25 protein-coding genes are annotated in these 22,970 nt (G+C 63.0%); 14 read left to right on the top strand and 11 right to left on the bottom strand.

From position 1 onward, the window contains the following. Positions 1-21: 21 nt before the first annotated feature. Positions 22-933: a GNAT family N-acyltransferase gene (locus SynA1528_RS02200; protein WP_186587501.1), complete on the bottom strand. Its 912-nt coding sequence runs from the start codon at positions 931-933 to the stop codon at positions 22-24. Positions 934-1,009: 76 nt separating this feature from the next. Between SynA1528_RS02200 and SynA1528_RS02205 the strand changes: the two genes are divergently transcribed. Further along, entirely contained in the window at positions 1,010-2,098 is a 1,089-nt protein-coding gene (locus tag SynA1528_RS02205) for an SLBB domain-containing protein (protein WP_186587502.1), read from the top strand. Between the two features lie 24 nt (positions 2,099-2,122). Here SynA1528_RS02205 and purB read toward each other — a convergent pair whose 3' ends face one another. Together purB and SynA1528_RS02215 are read right to left on the bottom strand one after the other, a co-directional pair. Next, positions 2,123-3,418, bottom strand: coding sequence for an adenylosuccinate lyase (gene purB / locus SynA1528_RS02210; RefSeq protein WP_186588229.1), 1,296 nt, complete (start codon positions 3,416-3,418; stop codon positions 2,123-2,125). Between the two features lie 870 nt (positions 3,419-4,288). Then, positions 4,289-4,627, bottom strand: coding sequence for a P-II family nitrogen regulator (locus tag SynA1528_RS02215; RefSeq protein ID WP_186587503.1), 339 nt, complete (start codon positions 4,625-4,627; stop codon positions 4,289-4,291). Positions 4,628-4,749: 122 nt separating this feature from the next. Between SynA1528_RS02215 and queF the strand changes: the two genes are divergently transcribed. Continuing rightward, positions 4,750-5,139 carry a preQ(1) synthase gene (queF, locus tag SynA1528_RS02220; protein ID WP_186587504.1) on the top strand — a complete coding sequence of 130 codons (390 nt, stop codon included), beginning with the start codon at positions 4,750-4,752 and terminating at the stop codon, positions 5,137-5,139. 55 nt (positions 5,140-5,194) lie between these two features. Here the strand turns inward: queF and SynA1528_RS02225 are convergent, their stop codons facing one another. The 4 genes from SynA1528_RS02225 to SynA1528_RS02240 all read right to left on the bottom strand — a co-directional run bounded on the left by SynA1528_RS02225 (position 5,195) and on the right by SynA1528_RS02240 (position 8,734). Then, a complete protein-coding gene (locus SynA1528_RS02225) occupies positions 5,195-6,484 on the bottom strand; it encodes a cytochrome c biogenesis ResB family protein (protein ID WP_186587505.1) in 1,290 nt (429 codons plus the stop codon). A 4-nt stretch (positions 6,485-6,488) separates the two neighbouring features. Continuing rightward, the gene (locus tag SynA1528_RS02230) at positions 6,489-7,142 is read right to left on the bottom strand and encodes a cytochrome c biogenesis CcdA family protein (RefSeq protein ID WP_502707717.1); all 654 of its coding nucleotides are present in this window, start codon (positions 7,140-7,142) and stop codon (positions 6,489-6,491) included. Between the two features lie 90 nt (positions 7,143-7,232). Beyond that, entirely contained in the window at positions 7,233-8,453 is a 1,221-nt protein-coding gene (locus tag SynA1528_RS02235) for an FtsW/RodA/SpoVE family cell cycle protein (RefSeq protein WP_286187861.1), read from the bottom strand. Between the two features lie 80 nt (positions 8,454-8,533). Then, positions 8,534-8,734, bottom strand: a complete 201-nt coding sequence (locus tag SynA1528_RS02240; RefSeq protein WP_186587507.1) for a hypothetical protein — start codon at positions 8,732-8,734, stop codon at positions 8,534-8,536. A 182-nt stretch (positions 8,735-8,916) separates the two neighbouring features. Here SynA1528_RS02240 and SynA1528_RS02245 point away from each other — a divergent pair, with 182 nt between their 5' ends. Both SynA1528_RS02245 and SynA1528_RS02250 read left to right on the top strand, forming a co-directional pair. Next, positions 8,917-9,819 (top strand): N-acetylmuramoyl-L-alanine amidase, encoded by a 903-nt coding sequence (locus SynA1528_RS02245; protein WP_186587508.1) that lies wholly within the window; start codon positions 8,917-8,919, stop codon positions 9,817-9,819. Positions 9,820-9,870: 51 nt separating this feature from the next. Continuing rightward, a complete protein-coding gene (locus SynA1528_RS02250) occupies positions 9,871-10,686 on the top strand; it encodes a TlyA family RNA methyltransferase (protein WP_186587509.1) in 816 nt (271 codons plus the stop codon). A 59-nt stretch (positions 10,687-10,745) separates the two neighbouring features. Here the strand turns inward: SynA1528_RS02250 and SynA1528_RS02255 are convergent, their stop codons facing one another. From SynA1528_RS02255 to SynA1528_RS02270, 4 genes are all read right to left on the bottom strand, one after another. Further along, a complete protein-coding gene (locus SynA1528_RS02255; protein ID WP_007098856.1) occupies positions 10,746-10,946 on the bottom strand; it encodes a phycobilisome linker polypeptide in 201 nt (66 codons plus the stop codon). Positions 10,947-10,951: 5 nt separating this feature from the next. Then, complete coding sequence (gene apcB, locus SynA1528_RS02260) at positions 10,952-11,440, bottom strand: allophycocyanin subunit beta (RefSeq protein ID WP_186587510.1); 489 nt, start codon at positions 11,438-11,440, stop codon at positions 10,952-10,954. 36 nt (positions 11,441-11,476) lie between these two features. After that, the gene (gene apcA, locus SynA1528_RS02265; protein ID WP_011127357.1) at positions 11,477-11,962 is read right to left on the bottom strand and encodes an allophycocyanin subunit alpha; all 486 of its coding nucleotides are present in this window, start codon (positions 11,960-11,962) and stop codon (positions 11,477-11,479) included. A 385-nt stretch (positions 11,963-12,347) separates the two neighbouring features. After that, positions 12,348-15,245, bottom strand: a complete 2,898-nt coding sequence (locus SynA1528_RS02270) for a phycobilisome rod-core linker polypeptide (RefSeq protein ID WP_186587511.1) — start codon at positions 15,243-15,245, stop codon at positions 12,348-12,350. A gap of 106 nt (positions 15,246-15,351) precedes the next feature. Here SynA1528_RS02270 and SynA1528_RS02275 point away from each other — a divergent pair, with 106 nt between their 5' ends. The 10 genes from SynA1528_RS02275 (at position 15,352) to SynA1528_RS02320 (ending at position 22,944) form a co-directional block, all read left to right on the top strand. Continuing rightward, on the top strand, positions 15,352-16,521 hold the full coding sequence (locus tag SynA1528_RS02275; protein WP_186587512.1) for a class I SAM-dependent methyltransferase: 1,170 nt from the start codon (positions 15,352-15,354) through the stop codon (positions 16,519-16,521). A 46-nt stretch (positions 16,522-16,567) separates the two neighbouring features. Then, positions 16,568-16,906, top strand: coding sequence for a hypothetical protein (locus SynA1528_RS02280; RefSeq protein WP_186587513.1), 339 nt, complete (start codon positions 16,568-16,570; stop codon positions 16,904-16,906). Positions 16,907-16,930: 24 nt separating this feature from the next. Continuing rightward, positions 16,931-17,656 (top strand): F0F1 ATP synthase subunit A, encoded by a 726-nt coding sequence (gene atpB / locus SynA1528_RS02285; RefSeq protein ID WP_186587514.1) that lies wholly within the window; start codon positions 16,931-16,933, stop codon positions 17,654-17,656. 168 nt (positions 17,657-17,824) lie between these two features. After that, the gene (atpE, locus tag SynA1528_RS02290) at positions 17,825-18,073 is read left to right on the top strand and encodes an ATP synthase F0 subunit C (protein ID WP_006851467.1); all 249 of its coding nucleotides are present in this window, start codon (positions 17,825-17,827) and stop codon (positions 18,071-18,073) included. A gap of 69 nt (positions 18,074-18,142) precedes the next feature. Continuing rightward, on the top strand, positions 18,143-18,607 hold the full coding sequence (locus tag SynA1528_RS02295) for a F0F1 ATP synthase subunit B' (protein ID WP_186587515.1): 465 nt from the start codon (positions 18,143-18,145) through the stop codon (positions 18,605-18,607). Then, positions 18,607-19,089 carry a F0F1 ATP synthase subunit B gene (locus tag SynA1528_RS02300; RefSeq protein WP_186587516.1) on the top strand — a complete coding sequence of 161 codons (483 nt, stop codon included), beginning with the start codon at positions 18,607-18,609 and terminating at the stop codon, positions 19,087-19,089. The genes SynA1528_RS02295 and SynA1528_RS02300 overlap by 1 nt, the downstream gene beginning before the upstream one ends. After that, positions 19,089-19,637 carry an ATP synthase F1 subunit delta gene (gene atpH / locus SynA1528_RS02305; protein ID WP_186587517.1) on the top strand — a complete coding sequence of 183 codons (549 nt, stop codon included), beginning with the start codon at positions 19,089-19,091 and terminating at the stop codon, positions 19,635-19,637. The genes SynA1528_RS02300 and atpH overlap by 1 nt, the downstream gene beginning before the upstream one ends. A 57-nt stretch (positions 19,638-19,694) precedes the next feature. Continuing rightward, a complete protein-coding gene (gene atpA, locus SynA1528_RS02310; protein WP_186587518.1) occupies positions 19,695-21,215 on the top strand; it encodes a F0F1 ATP synthase subunit alpha in 1,521 nt (506 codons plus the stop codon). A gap of 13 nt (positions 21,216-21,228) precedes the next feature. Then, the gene (locus SynA1528_RS02315) at positions 21,229-22,179 is read left to right on the top strand and encodes a F0F1 ATP synthase subunit gamma (RefSeq protein ID WP_186587519.1); all 951 of its coding nucleotides are present in this window, start codon (positions 21,229-21,231) and stop codon (positions 22,177-22,179) included. A gap of 57 nt (positions 22,180-22,236) precedes the next feature. After that, positions 22,237-22,944 (top strand): putative 2OG-Fe(II) oxygenase, encoded by a 708-nt coding sequence (locus SynA1528_RS02320; protein WP_186587520.1) that lies wholly within the window; start codon positions 22,237-22,239, stop codon positions 22,942-22,944. Positions 22,945-22,970 lie beyond the last annotated feature (26 nt).

Raw genomic sequence — 22,970 nt, forward strand, 5'->3', positions numbered from 1 at the left:
AAGGTACCAGTGATGGTGGGATTACTCGTCACCTCGGTACCAGCTGAAGCGTTGGTAGACGGGCTGGTGGGGCAGGTCGATGAACAGGGCGAGCCGTTCTGGCGGCAACCGCCGCAGGTCGGCGGCCATCAGGATTTCAGTGATCTGGTTGAAGTCCAGGGCAAGGGACAGATCACAGACTTCCGAGTGCATCAAGTTGAAGTACTGACGCAGCAGCACCGGTAATCGGAAATCGTCGGAGAGGGTCTGGCGGATCTCCTGCTCGAGGGCCTGGATGTGGCCGCTGGGATGGGGGGTGTCATCGGCGTGAATGCCTGGGAAGGGATGGCGTGGGGCCGGTAAGGGGGTGTTAAGGCGCCGGTAGGGCGGACGCAGCAGGGCGCTGAGGAAGGCGGCGTTCACCGCATCGCTGTAGGCGAAGTGGTTGTAGGAGACCAACCCGTGCAGCAGCTGGTAGCCGCTGCGGGCAGCGATCAACAGACCGCCGCGGAACAGGGCCATCAACGAATGGGGCTGCCGTTGGAAGCGTTCCGCCAGGGCGACCCTGCCGATCTCGAGATGGTTGGTGCGACTGGCCAGGTCCGCCTTGATGCCGGGGTAGACGTGTTCGAGGTAGGAGCCATCGCTGCCAGGCAAGGAGCTGGCACCGGCGGGGATGAATTGCAACCGGGCCGATCCGGCGAGGTCTCCACTGCTGCGTTCCACCAACAGAAGATGGTCGTAATGGGGATCGCGTCCGTCGAGGTCGCGCTCGTCACCGGACCCGCTCAGTTGCTTGCGATAAGTCGATTCTCGCAACCGTCCCACCGCGTCTGCCACCGGATCAAAGGCGGCCCCTGCGATCAGATGCAGGTCCAGGTCATCGATCGCCAGAAGTCGCGTGTCCGACGCCTCGGCCACAGCAGAGGGAATGGACGGACCAGACAGCGTCATTCGTGTTCCAATCTGTCTCAGCCAGCCGGCAGATTAGACCGACTCGTTCGAGCTTTCGTCGCTTCTCACTGCCTTGATGCCTTTCCCTTCACGCCCTGCTGCTCTGGTCTGCACCCGGCTGATCGCGGGTCTGGCTGCCGCAGCAACCCTGGCGGTTGTCCCGATCGCGGCATCGGCGGACTTACTGACTCGGGCCAGCGGGACCTCCAGCCTGAATCGGGAGGCCTTTCGCTATCGACTGGGTCCCGGGGACAGCCTGGCGATGTCGGTGTTCAAGATGGATGGCTACGAGGCCAAGGTGGAGGTGCTCAGTGACGGCACCATCAACCTGCCTCGCATCGGCACGATCGAGGTTTGGGGGCTCACGCTCGAGGAGGCACGCCAGCGCATTACCGCGGCCTATGAGGTGTTCCTACGCCGGCCGATTGTTTATCTCGACTTGGTTAGTTCACGGCCGGTGAAGGTGACGGTCACCGGAGAGGTGGAGCGCCCCGGCGTGTTCAGCCTGCCGACCCAGGCAGAGGGGGGCTGGCCGACGCTGGTGGATGTGGTGCAGAAGGCCGGCGGCGTCAGCGCCAGCGGTGATCTCTCCAGAATTGAGGTCTTGCGTCCCTCGGCCCGCCCCGAAGGCTCGATGCGTCGCTATCAGTTTGATTACCTCACCGTGTTGCGTGAGGGGGGGCATGCCCCCAATCCGCTGATCTACGACGGCGACAGCATTCGCTTGTACCAGAGCGAAAGCGCTGACAATGCTGATCTGATCACCACAGCGGCCTCCAACTTCGCCCCCGACACGATTCGTGTGAATGTGATCGGTGAGGTGGCCAAACCGGGCATTCAGCAGGTGCCCTCCAATGCCCCGCTGTCCCAGGCGATCTTTGCGTCGGGTGGAATCACCCGCCGCGGCAGCATCAGCACCGTGGAACTCGTCCGGGTGGATGGCGACGGGGAACCGACGGTGAGGGTGATGAGCTTTGACCCCAGCGCTGTGTTGAGCAGCTCCACCAATCCCCCATTACGTCAGAACGATGTGATTGTTGTGAACCGCTCCGCTCTGGCCAAGGTGACCGATGGGTTGACCGACGCCTTCTCACCGTTGACGCCGATTGTGAACGCCGCCTCGATCTTCCGGATCCTCGGTTTGCCCACGGGATTGGGCAACTGAGGATCGAAAGGTGCTGGTCGGGTGTTAAATCCCCAGACGCTCCCAGATCACTCCGAGGTTGGCCTGGTGCAGTTCGGTGCTGAAGCACTCTGCCAACTGCTCAGCTGAAAGCTTGCTGGTGACGTCCGCATCAGCCTCAAGATTGGCGCGGAAGTTGCCGCCGTCAGTGTTCCAGGCAGTGTGAGCTTTGCGCTGCACGATCCGGTAGGCCTCCTCTCGGCTCATGCCAGTGTCCACTAGCGCCAGCAGCACCCGCTGGCTGAACACCACGCCGCCATACACGTTCATGTTGCGGCGCATGTTGTCGGGGTAAACCCCCAGACCCTTCACCACGCTTGTCATCTCCCGCAGCATGAAGTGAAGGGCCACTGAGCAATCGGGCAGCATCATCCGTTCGGTGGAACTGTGGCTGATGTCGCGCTCATGCCAGAGGGCAACGTTTTCCAGTGCTGCCACCACGTAGCTGCGCAGCACCCGGGCCAGGCCGCTGATCCGTTCGCTGCGAATCGGGTTGCGCTTGTGGGGCATGGCCGAGCTGCCCTTCTGGCCCTTGGCGAAGTTCTCTTCCACCTCGAGCACATCGGTGCGCTGCAGGTTGCGGATCTCCGTGGCGAATCGGTCGAGGGAGGCGCCCACCAGGGCCAGGGTCTGCACGTAATCGGCGTGGCGATCGCGGGAGATCACCTGGGTGCTGGCGGTGTCAGGCGTGAGGCCAAGGATTTCGCAGGTGATGGTTTCCACCTGGGGGTCGGTGTTGGCGTAGGTGCCCATGGCCCCACTGATCTGACCGACGGCCACGTCCTGCTCCAGTCGCGCCAGGCGGCTGCGGTTGCGTTCGGTTTCCGCCAGCCAGCCGGCGATCTTGAAGCCGAAGGTGATCGGCTCGCCATGGATGGCATGGGAGCGGCCGATCATTTCCGTGCTCTTGTGCTCACGGGCGAGGCTGCGCAGGGCATCGGCCAGGGCATCCAGCTCTTGGCGCAGCAGGACCACGGAGCGCTTCAGTTGCAACGCCAGGCCGGTATCCAGCACATCGCTGCTGGTCATGCCCACATGGATGTGACGGCCGGCATCGCCAACGTGTTCGTTGACGTTGGTTAGAAAGGCGATCACGTCGTGACGCACCTCGGCTTCGATTTCGAGGATGCGTTCCACCTCGAAGCTGGCTTTGGCCTTGATCGTGTCCAGGCTCTCCTGGGGCACGCGGCCGAGGCGGCAGTTGGCTTCTGTGGCGGCGATTTCCACATCCAGCCAACTCTGAAACTTCGCCTGCTCACTCCAGACGGCACCCATTACGGGCAGGGTGTAACGCTCGATCACCGGCGCGCTCGGTTGGAACAACCGCTCAACTCTATGAATCCGTTGGTCCCTATAAGCACCTCTGGGGCGGGTGACTAAGGAGTATCAGTGAAGCTGTCGGACAGAAGGCTAAGAATCTGTTGTTTGACGAAGCAAAGCGCTTAGCACCAATGAGTAGTGTCATCAATAATGTTGTCAAAGGCAAGCTTTTCGACTTTGTTGAATGGCACATATCTAGTTCAGAGGCATTCATTAGCGGTTTGACTTGTCAATCTTGAATGAGTTGGCATTGATTTGTTTTCGAGTGTGGATGTAATGGATCATGGTTTCAATTACTGCCGAGACGGTGTGGCTCTTCGTCTTCTTGGTGAATAGTGATTCCTGTTGATATTCCCTAAGATTTGAGACAGTGTGGGCACACGCTGCAGCTACATTTTGCGAGCCAATTGACGCAAGATGTTGCTTTTTGTATTTGTGCTCACGTGAAAATTCTCTGCCCGATGCGAAAGAGCTGTCTTGTTTGTTTGGTGGGGATCGGGCTTCTTCCTGAAATTATTTTGCTGTAGGAGTCAGTTCCAACTTTTCCGCATATGCAATCCTGCCTCAGAGTGCCAATCTTTTAATAGGAGGGGCGCTTGAGGTGTCTGTAATTAATTTTTGCTCTTAAGCACAGAGTGATTAATGTGAAGACAAGGCAATGAAGTGGTTGTCATTGATAGGCAGTATTCAGGCATACTGCTTGATTTTTCAGGTGCTTCTGATGTCGGCAGACATAAATTGCCTGGGAATCAGATTGGCGATGGACCCTTGGATCGCAAAATATAAATGAGATTGTCGACGGACTTTGTTCAACGGGCCCATCCAAGATTTGAAGGTCTGCTGCTGAGCAAATCAGAGTGCCGCGCTGTCGCGGTCGCCGGTGCGGATGCGCACCACCGATTCCACGGGGCTGATGAAGATCTTGCCGTCGCCGATTTCACCGGTGCGTGCGGCATCAGCGATTGAGCTCACCACGTCGTCCACTCGGTTGTCTTCTACCACCACTTCGATCTTCAGCTTCTGCAGGAATTCCACGGTGAATTCCGAGCCGCGGTAACGCTCCACCTGCCCTTTCTGCCGCCCGAAGCCCCGTACCTCGCTAACGGTCATGCCGATGATCCCGGCCTCCACCAGCGCCACCTTCACATCTTCCAGCTTGAAAGGACGAATGATTGCTTCGACCTTTTTCATAGGGGAATTCAGTTCTTCTCCAAGAATGCCGCGCTTCCTGGAGTCCTGTGTAACTCCTGTTACAGAACGCTGCTGAAGCTTGACTCCTTAAGGTCTGTCTTGAGCGAGGACCTGTTCAACCTTTGACCCAGACGCCACAGTACGGCGAACGTGCGATCGCCGAAGCCGAGCTGATCTGCTTCGATAATCCCAGGCCTGGCCGGCCCTACGAGGTGTCGATCGAGCTGCCGGAGTTCACCTGCAAGTGCCCCTTCTCGGGCTACCCCGATTTCGCGGTGCTGCGCTTGATCTATCAGCCTGGTCCCCGGGTGGTGGAGCTCAAGGCCATCAAGCTCTACATCAACAGCTTCCGCGATCAGTCGATCTCCCATGAGGAGGTGACCAACCGGATCCTGGATGACCTGGTGGCGGCCACCGATCCGGTGTGGATGCAGCTGGAGGCTGATTTCAACCCCCGCGGCAATGTCCACACGGTGGTGCGGGTCAGTCATGGGGCGCGTCAGGCCTGTTGAGGGCCAGGGCTCTGTCAACCTCGATGTCCTCTCCCGATTGAAAAAATCAAGTTCTTCAATCAATGACTGGACGGGACGAATTTGCTTGTGATTCCGTGGCCTGCAGCAGCAGCGGCAATTCCTGCGCGAAGGCCGCCAGGTTGCGGTTACACAGGCCGCCCACGTGCAGCTGACCATCGCTGGCCACGGCCCACAGCTGCCGCGTCGAAAGCAGGCTGAGGCCACCCCCCAGCAGCAGAACAGCAAAGCCCAAGTACACCAGCGGCACGCCGGGGTCGCGTTTGAGCAGCAGGCCGCTGGCCGGGAGCACCGAGGCCACCCGCAGCGGCAGCCCTTTCACCTCTTCTGCAGGGCCACCGGGTCGCAGCAGCGTCAGCGATGAGCCGTCGCTGTCGTACACCGACACCGGCCCCTGTTCACTTTCCAGACTCATAAACACTGGCTCGCTGCCGTCGGGGCGGGTGGGCAGCACCAGCCCCCACACCTGTTCTCCCAGCTCCGGATACGTCTGCAGAGGCAATTGCAGTTCCGGGCTGCGGCCGATCTGCACGCCGATCGCCGCGAGGGCCCAGTCCGCCTGATAAATCGTGATGCCGCGGTGCCGCAGCGGATGGTTGACGCTGATCTCCTCGGGGGTCTCGCTGTCACTGAGGCTCAGCAGCGAGCGAAACTGTTCCGGCCTGCCGGCGGGGTCGCGCTCGATCTGGAAGTCCTGGAGAGTGATTGACAGCTGGCTGTCGCCGCTGGGGCTGAGCAAATCCAGCGTCCTCTCAGGAGCGAGGAACCGTTCCAGCCGGTTCCCCGCCAGCGCGCCCCAGACCGCCCCCAGCATCAGCAGCACCATCCCTGTGTGCACCAGCAATGGCCCCACCCGGCCGACTACCCCTTTGCGGGCCGCCAGGCGACCAGGCCCGGGTTTCAGCTCCCACCCCTGTCGTTGCAGCACCGCCGTGAGTTGAGTCAGCCCGGCCTGTGCATCGGGACAGCCGATCGTTTCGGCCACTGCGAGTTTGCTCAGTTGCCGCGGGGTGCGGTAATCGACCCAGCGCTGAGCGGCCTTCAGGGCCGGCCATTGCCGCCGCCAGCTGCAGAGGATCAGAGCCAGCCCCAGCCAGGCCAGCAATCCCAGAAACCAACTGCTGGAATACACATGGTCCAGCTGCAGTCGCAGCACCTGTTCGCCGTGGAGCAGCCCCAGCCAGGGGGTGTCGGCATAGGCCTCGAGGTAGCTGGCTGAGGGGTCGCCCTGGGGAATCGCCGTGCCCACCGCACTGGCCAGGGCGATCAGCAGCAGCAGCACGATGGCGACTCGCAGGTCGGACAGCAAGGCCAGCAGGCGATTCATCGGTTCAAGCCCAGCGCGCTAGCAGCGTCAGTACTCCTGTGGTGAGCAGCACCACGCCACTAATCGGTGGTACCCAGCGGCCGATGGAGCGCAGCGCCAGCAGTTTGGGAACACTGGCGGCAAAGGTGCCCGCCAGCAGTAGGGGCAGCACCTGGCCGATCCCGAAGCAGCTCAGCAGCACCACGCCTACTAGGGGGCGTCCGCTTTGGGCGATCCAGCCCAGCAATACCGCCAGCACCGGCGTGGTGCAGGGGGAGGCGGCCACCCCGAAGGCCAGGCCCGCGGCCACCGGCGCCAGGGGGGGCGGCACCTTGCTGCGCCAGCAGTCGGGGTCAGGCCCTGCCGGTAAGGGGATGCGCAGGATGCCAAGCAGATTGAGCCCCATCACCACCGCCAGCACCGCTACCAGGCTGGGGATCAACGCGGGCACCTGGCCGTAGATCCGCCCCAGCAGGCCACTGACGCTGCCCAGCAGCACCAGGGCGCCGACGATGCCACCGCAGAAGGCCAGGCTGCGTTGCCAGGCGGATTGACCGTCTTCAAACCCTGCCAGATAGGCCAGGGTCACCGGCAGCAACGACAGCGAACAGGGTCCGAGGCTGGTGAGTGCACCGCCGGCGAACACCAGCGCCAGCGTCAGCGGCCCCGGTTGGGCCAACGCCTGCTCGAGAAGCGCCTCGCTGGATTGGGCCAGATCCGACAGCAGCAGCAGGGGGTCCAGTGGTGGCCATGTGTGAGTTGGAGCAGCCTATCGAGACTTCCGCGCCCGCCCGCCGATCAGACCGGTGGATTCCAGCGAGCAGCGCACCAGCAGCCCCAGGATCACCAGGCTGGACATCAACGAGTTGCCGCCGTAGCTCACCAGCGGCAGCGGCAGGCCAGTGGTGGGCATGGCGCCGGAGGCGACGGCGATGTTGAGGATCGACTGGCCCACCAGGATCGTGCAGCAGCCGATCGCCACCAGCTTGGTCTGGTTGCAGCGGCAGCGCAGAGCCACCCGCAGGCCCACCCAGGCCACCAGCATCAGGAACAGCAGCAGCAGCAGCGAGCCCACAAATCCGAATTCCTCGGCGAACACCGCATAGATGAAGTCCGTGCTCTGAATCGGCAGGTATTGCAGCTTCTGGGTGGAGAGGCCATAGCCCTGGCCGGTCAGGCCACCGGAGCCGATGGCCAGCAGGCTCTGCACCAGCTGGTAGCCGTCTCCCATCGGATCAGCCCAGGGGTCGAGGAAGGACACCACCCGCAGCCGCTGGTACTCGTTGATCAGGATGCTGGCGGTGCCCAGGGCTCCACCGGCGATGGCTGTGCCCAGCAGGCTGCGCCAGCGGATCCCTGAAGCAAGTGCCACCATCCACAAGGTCAGGCCGATCAGGGCGGCGGTGGAGAGGTTGGGCTGTTTGAGGATCAGCAGCAGCAACCCGCCGAAGCTGCCCAGCCACAGCAGCTTCTGATCCAGTCGCATGCGGCACCAGGGGGCGAACAGGTTGGCGGCCTGCAGCACTACAAACGGTTTCACCAGCTCGGACGGCTGGATCTGCAGCGGCCCCAGCACCAGCCAGCGACTGGCCCCGTTCACCGTGGTGCCCATCACCAGGGTGGCGGCAATCAGCAGGCAGCCCCCCCACAGGGCCGGGCCCGCCCAGCGCAGGCAGCGCCTGAGGTTGGCCGTCACCGCCAAGCTGAACAGGCTCCAGCTCGCGATCATCCACACCGCCTGACGCTTCACATAAAAGGCCCCATCACCGATCTCGCGGGCGGCCACCCACCAACTGGCCGAAGCCAGCACCAGCAATCCCGCCAAGCTCCAGAAGGCAGCCAGGCCCACCAGTAACCGGGCTTCCGCCGGCCAAAGGGGCCAGGGCAGAGGCATCAGCCGCTGCAGCAGCCCGGGCCGTTGCCGAACCCGTTCACGGGCGGTGCGGCGACGGGGGACAGTGGCGGTGACCAACGAGGGCTGTTGCAACATTCGATGCCCCATTGAGCCGCGTTATTGACGTTTTGCCAAGCCGTTGGTTGTCAACAAATCAAGCCTTGAAGCCCTTGGCATCAGGCGGCCCGCAGCCGTTCGTGCTCCACTTCCCATTGCACAAATTGCCCCCAGGCCTGCTGACGCACCCAGCAGCGACCGCCGCGACATTGAATCAATTGAAATGGCGGCAAGTCGGCGGGTTGGTTGTCCAGGGTCACGAAGGTTCCCGGCCGCAGCAGCGGCACCACCTTGGCGGGTTTTGGGTGGTGATCAGACACGTCCAGGCGGTGGCTTGCAGCGATCCTCCCGGCGGATCAAGGGGCACCGGATGGATCCCCGGTTTTCTTCGGGATCGGGGCGGTTTATGTGACGGAATGGCACAAATGCGCCCCGGCGGTGCGGAGCTGCTGACGTCATCGCGCCGGGTTTGCACACTTGGTGGCGAGCCAGACCCTCCGTTGTGGCGGCCACGATCTATCTGCACTGGACCGCCACTGGCTACGACTGGATCCGCCCCGGTCACTACCACCGGATCATCGGCGGCGATGGCCGCGTGCATCGGCTGCATGCCCTCACGGCGGATTTGCTGGCCCACACCTGGCGGCGCAACAGCAACAGCGTTGCCCTGGCCTGCGCCTGCATGGGCGGTCAGCCCGACCCCTGGACCCAGCCGCCTACAGCGCCTCAGCTCCACAGCCTCTGCCTGGAGGTGGCGGCCATCGCCCGCAGCTGGGGCTGGAACGCTGATGACATCACGATCCAGTCAGTGATGACCCATGCGGAAGCCGCCTCCAACCGCGACGGCCGCTGGATGCATGACAACTACGGACCGGTGATCTGGGGCGGCACCGGCGAGCGCTGGGATCTGCTGCAGCTGGAGCCCCATGGGCCCAGTGATGGCGGTGCGCAGTTGCGGCAACGCATTGCAGCCTTGCTGTCTGCAGATGAGCCGGAGTCCTTTAAGAACGATCCGCTGGCCTTCCGTGGCATCACCAGCATCGAAGTCCGCGGTCAGGAGCTATCGGTGCAGATCGATGCCGATGGCCGCTCCTGGGGGCTGATGGCGGATCTGTTGCAGCGCTACGACCTTTCAGCCCACTGGGATGCCGATCAACGCCGTGTCTTGATCGCCGCTGCCGATGTGGCCCCCACCTACCGCGACGATGCCGTGCAGGCTGCTGTGGGCTGGCCCTTGGTGGAGATGGCTCTGCAGGGCGGTCAGTCCCCGGTGATCCTCACCGGCATCCTGCGCCCTTCTCTGGAGGGGGATCGCGCCTGGTGCCGCGTGCTGGAGTTCGCCGAGGAGTTTGGCATCAGCGTCAGCTTCGATCCGCTGGTCCTGGGGGAACGGCGCGGGGGCTGAGTCCTGGGATTGCCCCGTAGTGTGATGAATCGGGTCGTTGTTCCACACGGGATGGCCGCGAAACAGCGTCTTGATTTGGAGCTGGTGAGCCGCGGGCTGGTGGCCTCGCGGCAGCAGGCGCAGCAACTGATCCGCGCCGGCAAGGTGCGCGACGGCGCCGGCACCCTTTTGGACAAGCCCGGCACTGAGGTGGCGGCGGCTCTGGAGTTGCGGGTGGAGCAGCCCCCCCGCTTCGTGTCGCGCGGCGGCGAGAAATTGCTGGCGGGCCTTCAGGCGTTTCCGATCGCCACTGAGGCACGCGTCTGCCTCGATGGCGGCATCTCCACCGGTGGCTTCACCGATTGCCTGCTCCAGCACGGCGCCGCCAGGGTCTATGGCGTGGATGTGGGTTACGGCCAGACCGCCTGGAGCCTGCGCACCGACGACCGGGTGGTGCTGCGGGAGCGCACCAACCTGCGCCACCTGCAGCCAGAACAGCTCTATGGAACGGGCGATCCCTGGCCCAGCCTGGCGGTGACGGATGTGTCGTTCATCTCGCTGCGGCTAGTGCTGCCGGCGTTGCGACGCCTGCTGCAGCCTGCGGATGGCTTTTGCCCAGAGGCTCTGGTGTTGGTGAAACCCCAGTTTGAGGTGGGAAAAGACCGTGTCGGCAAGGGGGGTGTGGTGCGCGATCCGGCGGCCCACCGCGATGCCATTGACACGGTTGTGGCCTCTGCAGCGGAGCTGGGCTGGCACGCCCAGGGGATCGTCGCCTCACCGATCACCGGCCCAGCCGGCAACCACGAGTACGTGCTCTGGTTGTCGGAACAGGAGCCGTCTGAACTGCCGGATCTGGATCGATTTGTGGCGACCACCTTGGCCAGTTGATGGACAACAAAAAAGCCCGGCCGCTGGGACCGAGCTTCTTCGTTGATCGAGAGAATTGATCAGTTGCCGACGTTGACCTGGCGGCCGCCGGTGCAGAGTTCCACCTTGATGATGCGGCCCCCTTGCTTCTGAATCCGCTGTTGCTCAGCGAACCAGCTGTCGTAGGGGACCCACTTGGTGAAAAAGGTGTTTTGCAATTCGCGCTGCGTCCGCACCTTTTCAGGACTGGGGATGCAAGCGGTGACTTTGAACAATCGCATGGGCCTCAGTTGCCCAGGCCGGAGCAGATGTAGTCGAAGTACACGCCCATTTCCTTGCCGGCATCAGGGCCGACCAGACCAGCGGTGACTTCCTTCATGGCCTGGATGGCCTGCACGGTGGCGCCGATGGGCACACCCAGGGAGTTGTAGGTCTCCTTGAGGCCGTTGAGGACACGCTCATCGAGGATGGAGGTGTCGCCGGCGAGCATGGCGTAGGTGGAATACCGCAGGTAGTAGTCCAGGTCGCGAATGCAGGCGGCGTAACGGCGGGTGGTGTACATGTTGCCGCCGGGACGGGTGATGTCCGAGTACAGCAGAGCCTTGGCCACGGCATCACGAATGATGGCGGAGGCGTTGGCACTGATGGTGGCGGCGGCGCGCACCCGCAGCTCACCGCTGGCGAAGTACGACTCGAGGTTGCTCATCGAAGCCGTGTCCAGGTACAGACCCTGAACGTCGGACATGTTGATGACGTTGGTGATGGCGTCTTGCATGGATCCTTGGGAAGGCGTGAGGGGATGTCAGCGGGGTCAGGCGAGGGCGCCCACCACGTAGTCGAAGTATGTGCCGGCTTCAGCGGCGTCATCGCCGGTCAGCAGACCCATGGCGACGGTCTTCATCTCACGCACAGCCTCAGCCATGGCCTCGAGGGGGGTGCCCAGGGAGCGATAGAGCTCCTTGGCGCCGATCACGCCGATCTCTTCGATCGGGGTCACATCACCCGCGACGATGCCGTAAGTCACGAGGCGCAGGTAGTAATCCATGTCGCGCAGGCAGGTGGCGGTCATCTCTTCGCCGTAGGCGTTGCCGCCGGGAGAGATGACGTCAGGGCGCTTCTGAAACAGCTGGCCGCCGGCCTGCTTCACAATCCTCTCGCGGCTCTCGCACAGAACCTGGGCCACGCGTAGACGGCGTTGTCCGCCGGTCACGAAGGCTTTGATCTGGTCGAGTTCGCCAGGGCTGAGATAGCGGGCTTCGGCGTCCGCGTTGATGATCGAGTTGGAGACGATGCTCATGCAGTTCTGCCTCGAAACAAGCGGCCGCCCGTAGGAGACCGGTATCCGGTGAATAAGGGGTGATCCCGGGGGATCGCGTCTCAGACTAAAGGCTGGGACAGGGGGTCGAGCGTCGGGAGCGAAGCTTGTTCACAACGGTCAACACTGGTCGTTGTGGCGGCGTTCCCTTGCGTTCGGCTGACGCATCCTGCACCGGCATCGCCCCGAGGTTTTTGCCCGGGTAACAGTTCTTCACGGCCCTGGTGTCTTGGTCAGACCCATTGGTGCAGCTGCGATCTTCGGGAATAACCTGCTGCCGTTTCCATGCATCAAAAAAGCCCGGATGAAGGGACACTTCACCCGAGCAAATTGATAACAATCACCACCGGATTGGTGTTGCTGACTGTCAGAGAGCGCCGTCGATGGGTGGGGTCAGGCCGGCATTGCCGCGGTAGAGGGCAGCCGTGCGCTGGATCGTGGCCTGGGCTTGGCCCTGGGGGCTGTCCATCCCCCCGATACGGGGAACGTCGTCACTGGATTCCGCCAGTTTCAGCAGCTCTTCCACGGCCTTGGGTTGGCCGGATTCCGCCCGCACGATCAGGAACCGACTCACCTCAGCGGGACTGGCCGCACGACCGAGCAGAGCGAGGGCTGCTGCGGAGGCTGCCCGCAGCGGAGCCAGGGATGCGATCCGGTTCTGGAAGGCCTCGCCCATGGCGACGGCGGCCACAAAACCCGGCAATTCGATGTCCTGATTGCGCAGCCGTGATTCAGCACTCAGCAGGCGTTCGTTCTCCAGCGGAACCCGGTTGAGCAGCTGTCGGTAGGTCGCATCCATCACCACCCGCAGCTCGCTTTCATCGCAGGGACGGTTCAGGGTGAGCTTTGCGGGCAAGCCGGCACGCAGCTTGAAGCCGTCGCTGCCCTGCAGGGTCAAAGCACCCGACATCGGCGTCAGGGCCGGGGGAACGGTGCTGCGGCTGCGGGAGGCCTTGCCTTGGATGGATTCGCCCAGGCGGATCTGCCGCAGGCTCTTGCCGAGGTCGGTGCCGCGGCTGAAGCTGCTGGCCATGGAGGTCCACCCTTCCGGGGCGCCCTGGGAGCGACCGGTGAGGTTGCGCCTGGTGACGCTTCCGCTGCTGCGGAATTCCTTCGACCCTTTCGGTTCGGGGCGACTGCCCAGCACGAAACCGGAGTTGTCGTAACCGAAGGTCGTGACCTCTTGTTTGAAAGTGGGGGTTCGGCGCACCGCCAGATCGCCAGGGGTGATGAACCGTTCGAAGGGAACGGTGTCCTCGCCGAAGCTCTCGTTGTATTCGCGGCTGTTGATCAGGGCATCCACCACTCCGTAGAAACCCTTGCGGGCGGCGGTGTCGAACAGCGCATCGATCTCCCAGCGGCCGAAGGTGGGTCGTCCGAGCAGGCGACGGTGGATCACCTCGATGGCTTTGGTGATATAGAGGCCACTCCAGTAACGGCGGCGGAAGGCGTCGGAACGGGCAACGGCGCGCACGAACTCCCGCAGGGAGATGTCGCCGTTTTCCAGCCGGGCTTCATCGGAGCCCATCCGTTCACCGGCGTAACCGGCATTGCCCAGCACCTGGACGTAAACGGCGTTGATCACCGCCTGAGTGCTGGATTCGGTGTTGCGCACGCTGGGCTGACCGCCTCGCCGTGGGTTGACGTTGCCGCCGGTGGCGATCTGCTGCAGCCGCACGACCCGAGGTCCCACCTTGCGGGGACGGCTGCTGCGGAAGCTGGCGCTGTCCAGTTGTCCGGGGCTGTTGAGCCCGTTGCTCACCAGCAGGCGGCGGCTGTCGTAGCCGTAGGGAGCCGGGCGGGTCGCCACTGAGGCCGTTCCGCTGGGGAAGATGGCGCCGTACTGGTTGGCCACCGGATCGTTGCCACCGCCGTAGACGTGCTGATCGGCGAAGGGCTGGCGGTAGGAGGCGTAAAGGGTGACGTACTGGGGAGCGCCATCGAAGGGGGCGCTGAAGTTGAACAGCTTGCGGTTGGATCCCCAGCCGGCGCTTTCCTGCGCTTCGGTGCCGAGGTCCCGCAGGAACGGAACCGTTTCCTCGCCGAAGGTCTGGGCGTATTCGGCAGAGTTCACCAGCACATCCACCAGGCCGTTCAGGCCCTGGTCGCTGAGGATGGCGAAGGACTTGCGGAATTCCTCCAGGGAGCTGATGCCGCGACCGAGGAAATGGCGGTACGCCAGTTCCACCACGCGGCTATTGACGAAACCATCGTGGAACTGCTGGCGGTATTCCTTGCTGCGGCCCAGGGCGCGGATGAATTCGCGCATGGAGATCTGGCCCTGCACCACCTGGCTGGCTTCCACCTGGCAAGGGGTCTGGGAGTAGCCCTTGGCGATGTCGCGTTCAAACACCTGGCGGTAGGCGCCGCGGATGATTTCCGCTTTTTCGGCCCCGGAGAGGCCAGGGCGCATCTCGAGCAACTGGCGACCTTCGGCGGCCAGCGCGTAGATCGCCGGCAGCTGCAGGCCCTGCTGCACGCTGCTGCCCTGGCGTTGCTTGGTGCTGGGGGTGGGAATGGCCAGCTCCTGGAGCAGCACGTTGAAGCAGTCGATCGTCAGCTGGCGGGCTTCCGGGCGATCCCGCAGCAGCTGGGCTGAAGCGGCACGCATCTCCTGCAACGCCACGTTGGTGGCCGTCAGAGAGCAGTTCTCAAGGAGGATGTCGCGAAGGCCGCGGGTGTTCACCGCCAGGATGCTGGGGTCACCGGCCACCAGGGCGTAGCCCACGTAGCGCAGGAACCAGCCCATGTCCCGCACGGACTTGCGCATGAAGGCGGGCCCGTATTTGGCCACGCTGATGGCGTTGAAGCCGGTGGGCAGCACCACCCGCACATCGGCATCACCGCCAGCGCCTTCCAGCAGCCGGGTGAGGAAATTGCCGCGTTTGGTGTCGCCACTGCTGCCGGTGAACGTGCGTACCGATTGCTCGAACGCCACCTGGTCGGCGGCCAGGGGGGTGCCTTCCTGGCCGGTGGGACGGCCGGTCTCACCGGTGGTCAGCGGTGCTTCCAGGAACGACAGCGGAGTGCCGCCCACGAAAATGCGGTTGGCAGCGCGAGCCACGATGGCTTCGGCATTGGCCGCGATGATCCGCGAGGCCTCGATGCGGTCCTGACCGCTGCGGAAGAAATTGACCAGGTTCTCGAGCTCAACCCGCTCGGGAAAACGGTCCTGCTGCTCCGCCTGACGAACGCTGGAGAGCGGCAGCGTGTCGAAGAGCTGGGGAGACACGCGCGGGCTGCCGCTGCTGGCGGTCACTGTCATCGACGGATGCAAGCCGGATCGCGCCACGTTACGGCTGCCGGGATGAAGCCCAGCCGACCTATGAACAAAAGTTGTGAAAAGCTCGGCTTCACTCGATTTCTCCTGCATGGCAGACCCTGGGATCAGGGACGCCGCCACTCCGGTGGTCAGCGCCTTCTACGACCGTTTTCCCTTTCCTGGCGATCCGTTGCAGGACGGCCCACCGCCTGGATACAACTGGCGTTGGTGCCACCAGAGCGTCCTCGCCGCCGTCCATGGGGTGCTGCCGGCGGGGTCGGAGCGGCCTCGCATCCTGGACGCTGGCTGCGGCACCGGGGTCAGCACCGATTACCTCTGCCATCTCAACCCGGGTGCCGACGTTCTGGGGATCGACATCAGCGCAGGGGCCCTGGCGGTGGCCCGGGAGCGTCTGCAGCGCTCCGGAGCAGCCGCCCAGGTGAGATCGCTGCGTCAGGAGCAGCGCAGCCTGCTGGATCTGGAAAGCGAAGGCCCGTTCGACTACATCAACTCTGTTGGCGTGCTGCACCATCTGGATCAGCCGGAGTCGGGGCTGCGTTCCCTGGCTGGGTGTCTTGCTCCCGATGGCCTTCTCCATCTCTTCTTTTATGCCGATGCCGGCCGCTGGGAGATTCATCGCACCCAGCAGGCCCTGACCCTGCTTGAGGTCGGTACCGGAAGCGACGGCCTGCGCCTCGGCCGGGAGCTGCTGGAGTCGCTGCCGGAGGGCAACCGTCTGGCGCGCCACCATCGCGAGCGCTGGGCGGTGGACTGCGCCGCTGATGCCAATTTCGCCGACATGTACCTGCATCCGCAGGAGACCAGCTACAACCTGGACCGCCTGTTCGGCTTCATCGAGACGGCGGACCTGCACTTCGCCGGCTTCTCCAATCCGGAGATCTGGGATCCGGCTCGCCTGCTGCAGGGAGAGCTGCTGGAACGGGCCCGGGCCCTGCCGCAGCGGCAGCAATGGTTGCTGGTGGAACAGCTCGATCCAGACATCAGCCACTTCGAATTCTTCCTTTCGGCTGCCCCTGTTGCGGCTATGCCGCTCACTGATGAGGCTTTGAGGGCTGCCCATGGACTGCGCCAACCCTGTCTCTGGGGGGAGCCGGATCCGATCCTGGATCGCAACATGCAGCCGCTGCAGCTGAGCGATGCGGAGCGACAGCTGCTGCGCAGCGTCCACGATCAATCGGACACTCCGCTGGGGGGGCTAGCGGAGCCAGCGGTGATCCGAGATCTCGCAGCCCGTCAACTGCTGCTGCTGAAGGCTTAGCGCACGAAAACGCGTGATAGATTTCGCGCGCCATTTCAGGCAGCGCTTGGAGGATTTCTACCGTCTTCAGCGTCGTCTGCTGCTGGCCACCGTCCTGGTGTCCCTGGTCACGGTTCCGATCGTGGCTTTCACCATGAATCTCTCGGTGGCCGGCAGTGTGCTCGTGGGTGCGTGCGCCGGACTTCTGTACGTGCGTCTGCTTGCCCGCAGCGTGGCTCGGCTCAGTGACCAGTCCCGTGGACTGGGGCGTTTTCAGCTCATCGTTCCGACCTTGCTTGTGGTTGGTTCGGCCAAGCTGCCCCAGCTCGATCTGCTGCCGGCTTTCCTGGGATTCCTTCTTTACAAGCCCGCCCTGATTCTTCAGCACGTCTTCGACGACCGCTGAAGCTGAGCACTCCTCTCTGCACCCATGGCTTTGCTGCCCTTTCCACTCCCGTTCGCTGAACTGGAAGTGGGCCACCACCTGTACTGGCAGATCGGCGATCTGTACCTCCATGGCCAGGTCTTCCTGAGCTCCTGGATCCTGATCGGAATCCTGCTGGCGCTTGTTCTGGCTGGCACCCGCAACATGCAGCGCGACCCCCTGGGTCTGCAGAACCTGCTGGAGTTCCTCTGGAACTTCATTCGCGACATCGCCCGCGACAACATCGGCGAGAAGTACTACCGCGACTGGCTGCCGTTCATCGGCACCCTGTTCCTGTTCATCTTCGTCAGCAACTGGGGTGGCGCGCTGATCCCTTGGAAGATCATCGAGCTGCCCGAAGGTGAGCTCGGCGCTCCCACCGCCGACATCAACACCACCGTGGCCATGGCCCTGCTGGTGTCACTGGCTTATTTCTATGCCGGTCTGAGCCGAAAGGGCCTCCGCTTTTTCGAGCTGTACGTGGAGCCGACCCCGATCATGCTCCCGTTCAAGATCATCGAGGAATTCACAAAGCCTCTCTCCCTGTCTTTCCGTCTGTTCGGAAACATCCTTGCCGACGAATTGGCCGTGGGAGTTCTGGTGTACCTCGTTCCTCTGCTGGTGCCCCTGCCGGTGATGCTTCTCGGCTTGTTCACCAGTGCGATTCAGGCTCTGATCTTCGCGACTCTCACCGCCTTCTACATCGGTGAAGGTCTGCACGAGGCGCACTAATTGCTCCGAATGCCTTTCGCCATTTGATGGCGATCTGCTAAACACATCCGCGCAGGTCCGGCGATCACCCGGGCCCGCTCCTTCAAGGAGTGTCCCTGCGCGGGGGGAACCGATCCCCAAGTCCATTCCGTTCAGCGCATCCCCGCGCTTCCCCTTACCCCACCCAACATGGATTCCATCACCTCCGCCGCTTCCGTTGTGGCTGCTGGCCTGGCAGTCGGTCTGGCCGCCATCGGTCCTGGTATCGGTCAGGGCACCGCGTCCGGCGGCGCTGTTGAGGGCATTGCCCGTCAGCCCGAAGCCGAAGGCAAGATCCGCGGCACCCTGCTGCTGTCCCTGGCGTTCATGGAATCGCTGACCATCTACGGCCTGGTGGTGGCTCTGGTGCTCCTGTTCGCCAACCCCTTCGCCGGCTGATCAGGGCGGGGGAGTCTTCACTCCCCCCTCTGAACCTCTTGTTTCGATCCCTTTCCAGCGCACCCTTCCATGACCTGGCTTCTGCTCGCTGAAGCAGGTGTTCCGGAGGGAGGTCTCTTCGACCTCGATGCCACCCTTCCGCTGATGGCGGTTCAGGTGGTTCTCCTCACCTTCCTGCTCAATGTCCTCTTCTTCCGTCCGGTCGGCAAGGTCGTGGAAGACCGTGAGGGCTACATCTCCACCAGTCGCGCCGATGCCAAGCAGAAGCTTGCCCAGGTGGAGCAGCTTGAAGCCGATCTGGCTGAACAGCTGAAAGGTGCTCGTCAGGCCGCTCAGGCCGTAATTAGCGAGGCCGAACAAGAGGATGATCGTCTGTACCGCGAAGCCTTGGCCGCGGCGGAAGCCGAAGCCAACCGCAGCAAAGACGAGAGCCGTCGCGCCATCGAAGCCGAGCGTGAATCCGCCCGCACCCAACTTCAGGGTCAGGTGGATCAGCTCAGCACCACCATCATCAACCGACTGCTGGCTGCGTGATGACTCTGAATTTCAATCCCCTGGAGACCAATCTGGTCAACCTGGCCATCGTCATCGGCGTTCTGGTCTGGTTCCTGCGTGGTTTCCTCGGCGGCATCCTTGACCGTCGCCGCCAGGCCATCCTTCAGGAGCTTCAGGACGCCGAAGCGCGCCTGAAGACCGCCACCGAAGAGCTCAGCAAGGCCCAGTCGGATCTGGCTGCTGCCCAGCAGAAAGCCGACAAGATCCGTGTGGATGGAGAGGCCCGCGCGGCTGCCATCCGCAGTGATGGCGAACAGCGCACCATCGCTGCCATGGCTGCTGTCAAGCAGGGTGCAGCTGCTGATGCTGATGCCGAAGCAGCTCGTATTAAAGACACCCTTCGTCGTGAAGCTGCCCTGGCAGCCATCGACAAGGTGCTCAACGATCTGCCCTCCCGACTCGACGACCAAGCCCAGTCGAATCTGATCGACTCCACCATCAAAAATCTGGAGAACGCCTGATGCCTCTCCTGAATTCCCTCGCCACCCCCTACGCCGAAGCGCTGCTTCAGGTCACCGAGGCCCGTGGTGAATCCCAGGCGGTCGCCGACCAGTGCAAGCAACTGCTTGAAATCTGGGAGAGCTCCGCTGATTTCCGCGACGCCATGGTGTCTCCGGTCCTGGAGCCGGATGCCAAGAAAAAAGCTCTTCAGAGCCTGGTTGGCGAACAGGTAACTGAGTCACTGCTCAATCTGCTGAAGGTTCTTGCTGATCGCCAGCGCCTGTTGGCCTTTGATGCGGTGCTGCTCCGTTATCTGGAGCTCTACCGCGAGCAGCAGGGCATCACCCTGGCTGAAGTCCGCTCTGCCCAGACCCTCACCGAGGATCAGCAGGCGGCTCTCTCCAAGAAGGTGCAGGCGATGGCCGGCACCAACAAGGTCGACATTGACCTCAGTGTTGATCCCTCACTCATCGGCGGTTTCGTCGTGAGTCTCGGATCCCAGGTGATCGACGCCAGCCTGGCTGGCCAGGTTCGTCGCCTCGGTCTGGCGCTCGCCAAAGCGAGCTGACCCCACTCTCTCCTTCACCGCCCCTTCCTCCCCAACTCCCCGCTGGGATCACACGCCATGGTTTCCATCCGTCCCGACGAGATCAGCGCCATCCTCAAACAACAGATTGAGGACTACGACAAGTCGGTTTCCGTCAGCAACGTCGGCACCGTCCTGACGGTGGGCGACGGCATCGCCCGCGTCTACGGCCTGCAGCAGGCCATGGCCGGTGAGCTCCTCGAGTTCGAGGACGGCACCGAAGGCATCGCCCTGAACCTCGAAGACGACAACGTCGGCGCGGTGCTGATGGGTGAGGGTTACGGCATTCAGGAAGGCAGCACGGTGAAGGCCACCGGCAAGATCGCCTCCGTGCCGGTGGGCGAGGCCATGCTGGGTCGCGTCGTGAACTCCCTGGGCCGCGCCATCGACGGCAAGGGTGAAATCGCCACAAGCGAGACGCGCCTGATCGAATCCATGGCGCCTGGAATCATCCAGCGCAAATCGGTGCACGAGCCGATGCAGACCGGCATCACCGCCATCGACGCGATGATCCCCGTTGGCCGTGGCCAGCGCGAGCTGATCATCGGTGACCGCCAGACCGGTAAGACCGCCATCGCGATCGACACGATCCTGAACCAGGCGGATCAGGACATGATCTGCGTCTACGTGGCCGTGGGTCAGAAGGCCGCCTCCGTGGCCAACGTTGTTGAAGTGCTGCGCGAACGCGGTGCCCTCGATTACTCCGTGATCGTGGCCGCCAACGCCTCCGAGCCCGCTGCACTGCAGTACCTGGCTCCTTACACCGGCGCCTCCATTGCCGAGTACTTCATGTACAAGGGCAAGGCCACCCTGGTGATCTACGACGACCTCTCCAAGCAGGCCGCCGCTTACCGCCAGATGTCCCTGCTGCTCCGTCGTCAGCCCGGTCGTGAGGCTTACCCCGGCGACGTCTTCTACTGCCACAGCCGCCTGCTGGAGCGTGCCGCCAAGCTGTCCGATGCCATGGGCAAGGGCTCGATGACCGCTCTGCCGATCATCGAAACCCAGGCTGGTGACGTTTCGGCTTACATCCCCACCAACGTGATTTCGATCACGGATGGTCAGATCTTCCTGAGCTCCGACCTGTTCAACTCCGGTCTGCGCCCCGCCATCAACGTGGGTATCTCCGTGAGCCGGGTGGGTGGTGCTGCCCAGACCAAGGCCATCAAGAAGATCGCCGGCACCCTCAAGCTGGAACTGGCTCAGTTCGCCGAACTGGCCGCCTTCTCCCAGTTCGCCTCCGACCTCGACGCCTCCACCCAGCAGCAGCTGGAGCGTGGCAAGCGTCTGCGGGAACTGCTGAAGCAGCCCCAGTTCAGCCCCCTGATCCTGGCTGAGCAGGTCGCCATCGTTTATGCCGGCGTCAAGGGCCTGATCGATGCCGTCCCCGTCGACAAGGTGGTCGACTTCTCCCGTGAACTGCGTGAGTATCTCAAGTCCAACAAGCCTGAGTTCATAACCGAAATCCAGGAGAAGAAGGTGATGAGCCCTGAAGCTGAGGCGATCCTCAAGGACGCCATCAGCGAAGTCGTGTCCACCCTCGTCGCTTCGGCGGCCTGAGGGAGGAGCCGACATGGCGAATCTCAAGGAAATCCGAGACCGAATTAAGTCGGTCAAGAACACCCGCAAGATCACCGAGGCCATGCGTCTCGTGGCTGCAGCCAAAGTGCGTCGCGCCCAGGAGCAGGTGCTCCGCAGCCGTCCCTTCGCGGACCGGTTGGCGCGGATCCTGGAAAACCTCCAGTCCCGCATGCGCTTTGAAGATGCCTCCTCACCGCTGATGGAACAGCGCGATGTGGAGACCATGACCCTGGTGTCCGTCACCGGTGATCGCGGGTTGTGTGGTGGCTACAACGCCAACATCATCAAGCGCACGGAACAGCGTTTCGCTGAGCTCACCGGCAAGGGCTTCAAGGTGAAGCTCGTGCTGATCGGCAACAAGGCCATCGGCTACTTCACCAAGCGTGATTACCCGGTGCAGGCCACCTTCTCCGGTCTGGAGCAGGTCCCCACCGCCGATGAAGCCAACACCATCTCCACCGATGTACTGGCCGAGTTCATGGGCGCCGGCACCGATCGCGTCGAGCTGATCTTCACCAAGTTCATCAACCTGGTGAGCTGCAAGCCGGTCGTGCAGACCCTGCTGCCCCTGGACCCCCAGGACATTGCCGATCCCGAAGATGAGATCTTCCGACTCACCACCAAGGACGGTCGTGTGACCGTGGAACCCGGTGCCGGCGCTGCCAACACCGAACCCAAGATCGCTTCGGACATCGTGTTCGAGCAGACCCCGGACCAGCTGCTGAATGCTCTGCTTCCGCTCTATCTGCAGAACCAGATGCTGCGTTCATTGCAGGAATCTGCGGCCTCTGAACTGGCCAGCCGGATGACCGCCATGAACAACGCAAGCGACAACGCCAAGGAGTTGGCCAAAACCCTGACCCTTGACTACAACAAGGCCCGCCAGGCCGCCATTACCCAGGAAATCCTGGAAGTGGCTGGTGGTGCAGCCGCTGTGGGTTGATCGTCGGTTCAAGTCAATCCAAGCCGGCCCTCATGGGTCGGCTTTTTTAATGGAGCGATGGCCCTCCAGCTCAATTCGCTCTTCCCGACCGTTGTCGCCACGGCCCAGCTGACACTGGATCCGCTGGAGCTGGCAGCACAGCTGCAGACCCTGCTGGCGCTGAGGGGGGCAGCCACGGGTAACCCAAGCCCCGGTTGTGCCTGGACCGGTGACCTCAATGGTGTGTGGCAGTTGCATCGTCATCCCGATTTCCTGCGTTCGACTGATCTTGTGGTGGAGCAGGCCTGGGACTATCTGGCTGCGGTGGGTTTTGACCGTTCCCAGGTGGCCTTGCACCTGCAACGTTGCTGGCCTGTCCTCAGCGACTGGGATCAAGCAGTCGGACGCCATCACCACCCCAATGCCCATCTCAGTGCCGTGCTGTATCTGACTGGGTCTGGTTCCTGTGAGGAGGGCGTGCTGCGTCTTCATGCCCCTGTCCAACCGAATGAGTTGGTGCCTGGTCTTGCGGCCGGCCACGGCGGTCCGATCGCGGCTGAGCATCCTTTCAACCTGTCCCACTGGGATATTGCACCCCATCCGGGGCTGCTGGTGTTATTCCCCTCTCGCTTGGACCACAGCGTGCTGGTCAATGGCGATCCGGAGCTTCTCCGCTGCTCGATCAGTTTCGACTTTGCCCTGACGGCCCCTGCCGATGGCCAGCCTCCGGAGTACTTAGCGCCCCACCCCACAGTCTGGACGCCCCAGTCAGCGAGGGTCAACTGAGAGAATGCCAGCCCAATCCAGCTGAG

This window comes from Synechococcus sp. A15-28 (assembly GCF_014280175.1).
In the GTDB taxonomy this organism is placed as follows: Bacteria; Cyanobacteriota; Cyanobacteriia; order PCC-6307; family Cyanobiaceae; genus Parasynechococcus.

What these genes read in the sequence shown, in the direction of transcription:
- atpA (WP_186587518.1), top strand. Translation starts at nt 19,695, where the DNA reads ATGGTTTCCATCCGTCCCGACGAGATCAGCGCCATCCTCAAACAACAG.
- SynA1528_RS02250 (WP_186587509.1), top strand. Translation starts at nt 9,871, where the DNA reads ATGGCCGCGAAACAGCGTCTTGATTTGGAGCTGGTGAGCCGCGGGCTG.
- apcA (WP_011127357.1), bottom strand. Translation starts at nt 11,962, where the DNA reads ATGAGCATCGTCTCCAACTCGATCATCAACGCGGACGCCGAAGCCCGC.
- SynA1528_RS02235 (WP_286187861.1), bottom strand. Translation starts at nt 8,453, where the DNA reads ATGTTGCAACAGCCCTCGTTGGTCACCGCCACTGTCCCCCGTCGCCGC.
- apcB (WP_186587510.1), bottom strand. Translation starts at nt 11,440, where the DNA reads ATGCAAGACGCCATCACCAACGTCATCAACATGTCCGACGTTCAGGGT.
- SynA1528_RS02270 (WP_186587511.1), bottom strand. Translation starts at nt 15,245, where the DNA reads ATGACAGTGACCGCCAGCAGCGGCAGCCCGCGCGTGTCTCCCCAGCTC.
- SynA1528_RS02215 (WP_186587503.1), bottom strand. Translation starts at nt 4,627, where the DNA reads ATGAAAAAGGTCGAAGCAATCATTCGTCCTTTCAAGCTGGAAGATGTG.
- SynA1528_RS02315 (WP_186587519.1), top strand. Translation starts at nt 21,229, where the DNA reads ATGGCGAATCTCAAGGAAATCCGAGACCGAATTAAGTCGGTCAAGAAC.
- SynA1528_RS02320 (WP_186587520.1), top strand. Translation starts at nt 22,237, where the DNA reads ATGGCCCTCCAGCTCAATTCGCTCTTCCCGACCGTTGTCGCCACGGCC.
- atpH (WP_186587517.1), top strand. Translation starts at nt 19,089, where the DNA reads ATGCCTCTCCTGAATTCCCTCGCCACCCCCTACGCCGAAGCGCTGCTT.
- SynA1528_RS02200 (WP_186587501.1), bottom strand. Translation starts at nt 933, where the DNA reads ATGACGCTGTCTGGTCCGTCCATTCCCTCTGCTGTGGCCGAGGCGTCG.
- atpB (WP_186587514.1), top strand. Translation starts at nt 16,931, where the DNA reads ATGGCTTTGCTGCCCTTTCCACTCCCGTTCGCTGAACTGGAAGTGGGC.
- SynA1528_RS02295 (WP_186587515.1), top strand. Translation starts at nt 18,143, where the DNA reads ATGACCTGGCTTCTGCTCGCTGAAGCAGGTGTTCCGGAGGGAGGTCTC.
- SynA1528_RS02225 (WP_186587505.1), bottom strand. Translation starts at nt 6,484, where the DNA reads ATGAATCGCCTGCTGGCCTTGCTGTCCGACCTGCGAGTCGCCATCGTG.
- SynA1528_RS02275 (WP_186587512.1), top strand. Translation starts at nt 15,352, where the DNA reads ATGGCAGACCCTGGGATCAGGGACGCCGCCACTCCGGTGGTCAGCGCC.
- SynA1528_RS02205 (WP_186587502.1), top strand. Translation starts at nt 1,010, where the DNA reads ATGCCTTTCCCTTCACGCCCTGCTGCTCTGGTCTGCACCCGGCTGATC.
- SynA1528_RS02255 (WP_007098856.1), bottom strand. Translation starts at nt 10,946, where the DNA reads ATGCGATTGTTCAAAGTCACCGCTTGCATCCCCAGTCCTGAAAAGGTG.
- atpE (WP_006851467.1), top strand. Translation starts at nt 17,825, where the DNA reads ATGGATTCCATCACCTCCGCCGCTTCCGTTGTGGCTGCTGGCCTGGCA.
- SynA1528_RS02300 (WP_186587516.1), top strand. Translation starts at nt 18,607, where the DNA reads ATGACTCTGAATTTCAATCCCCTGGAGACCAATCTGGTCAACCTGGCC.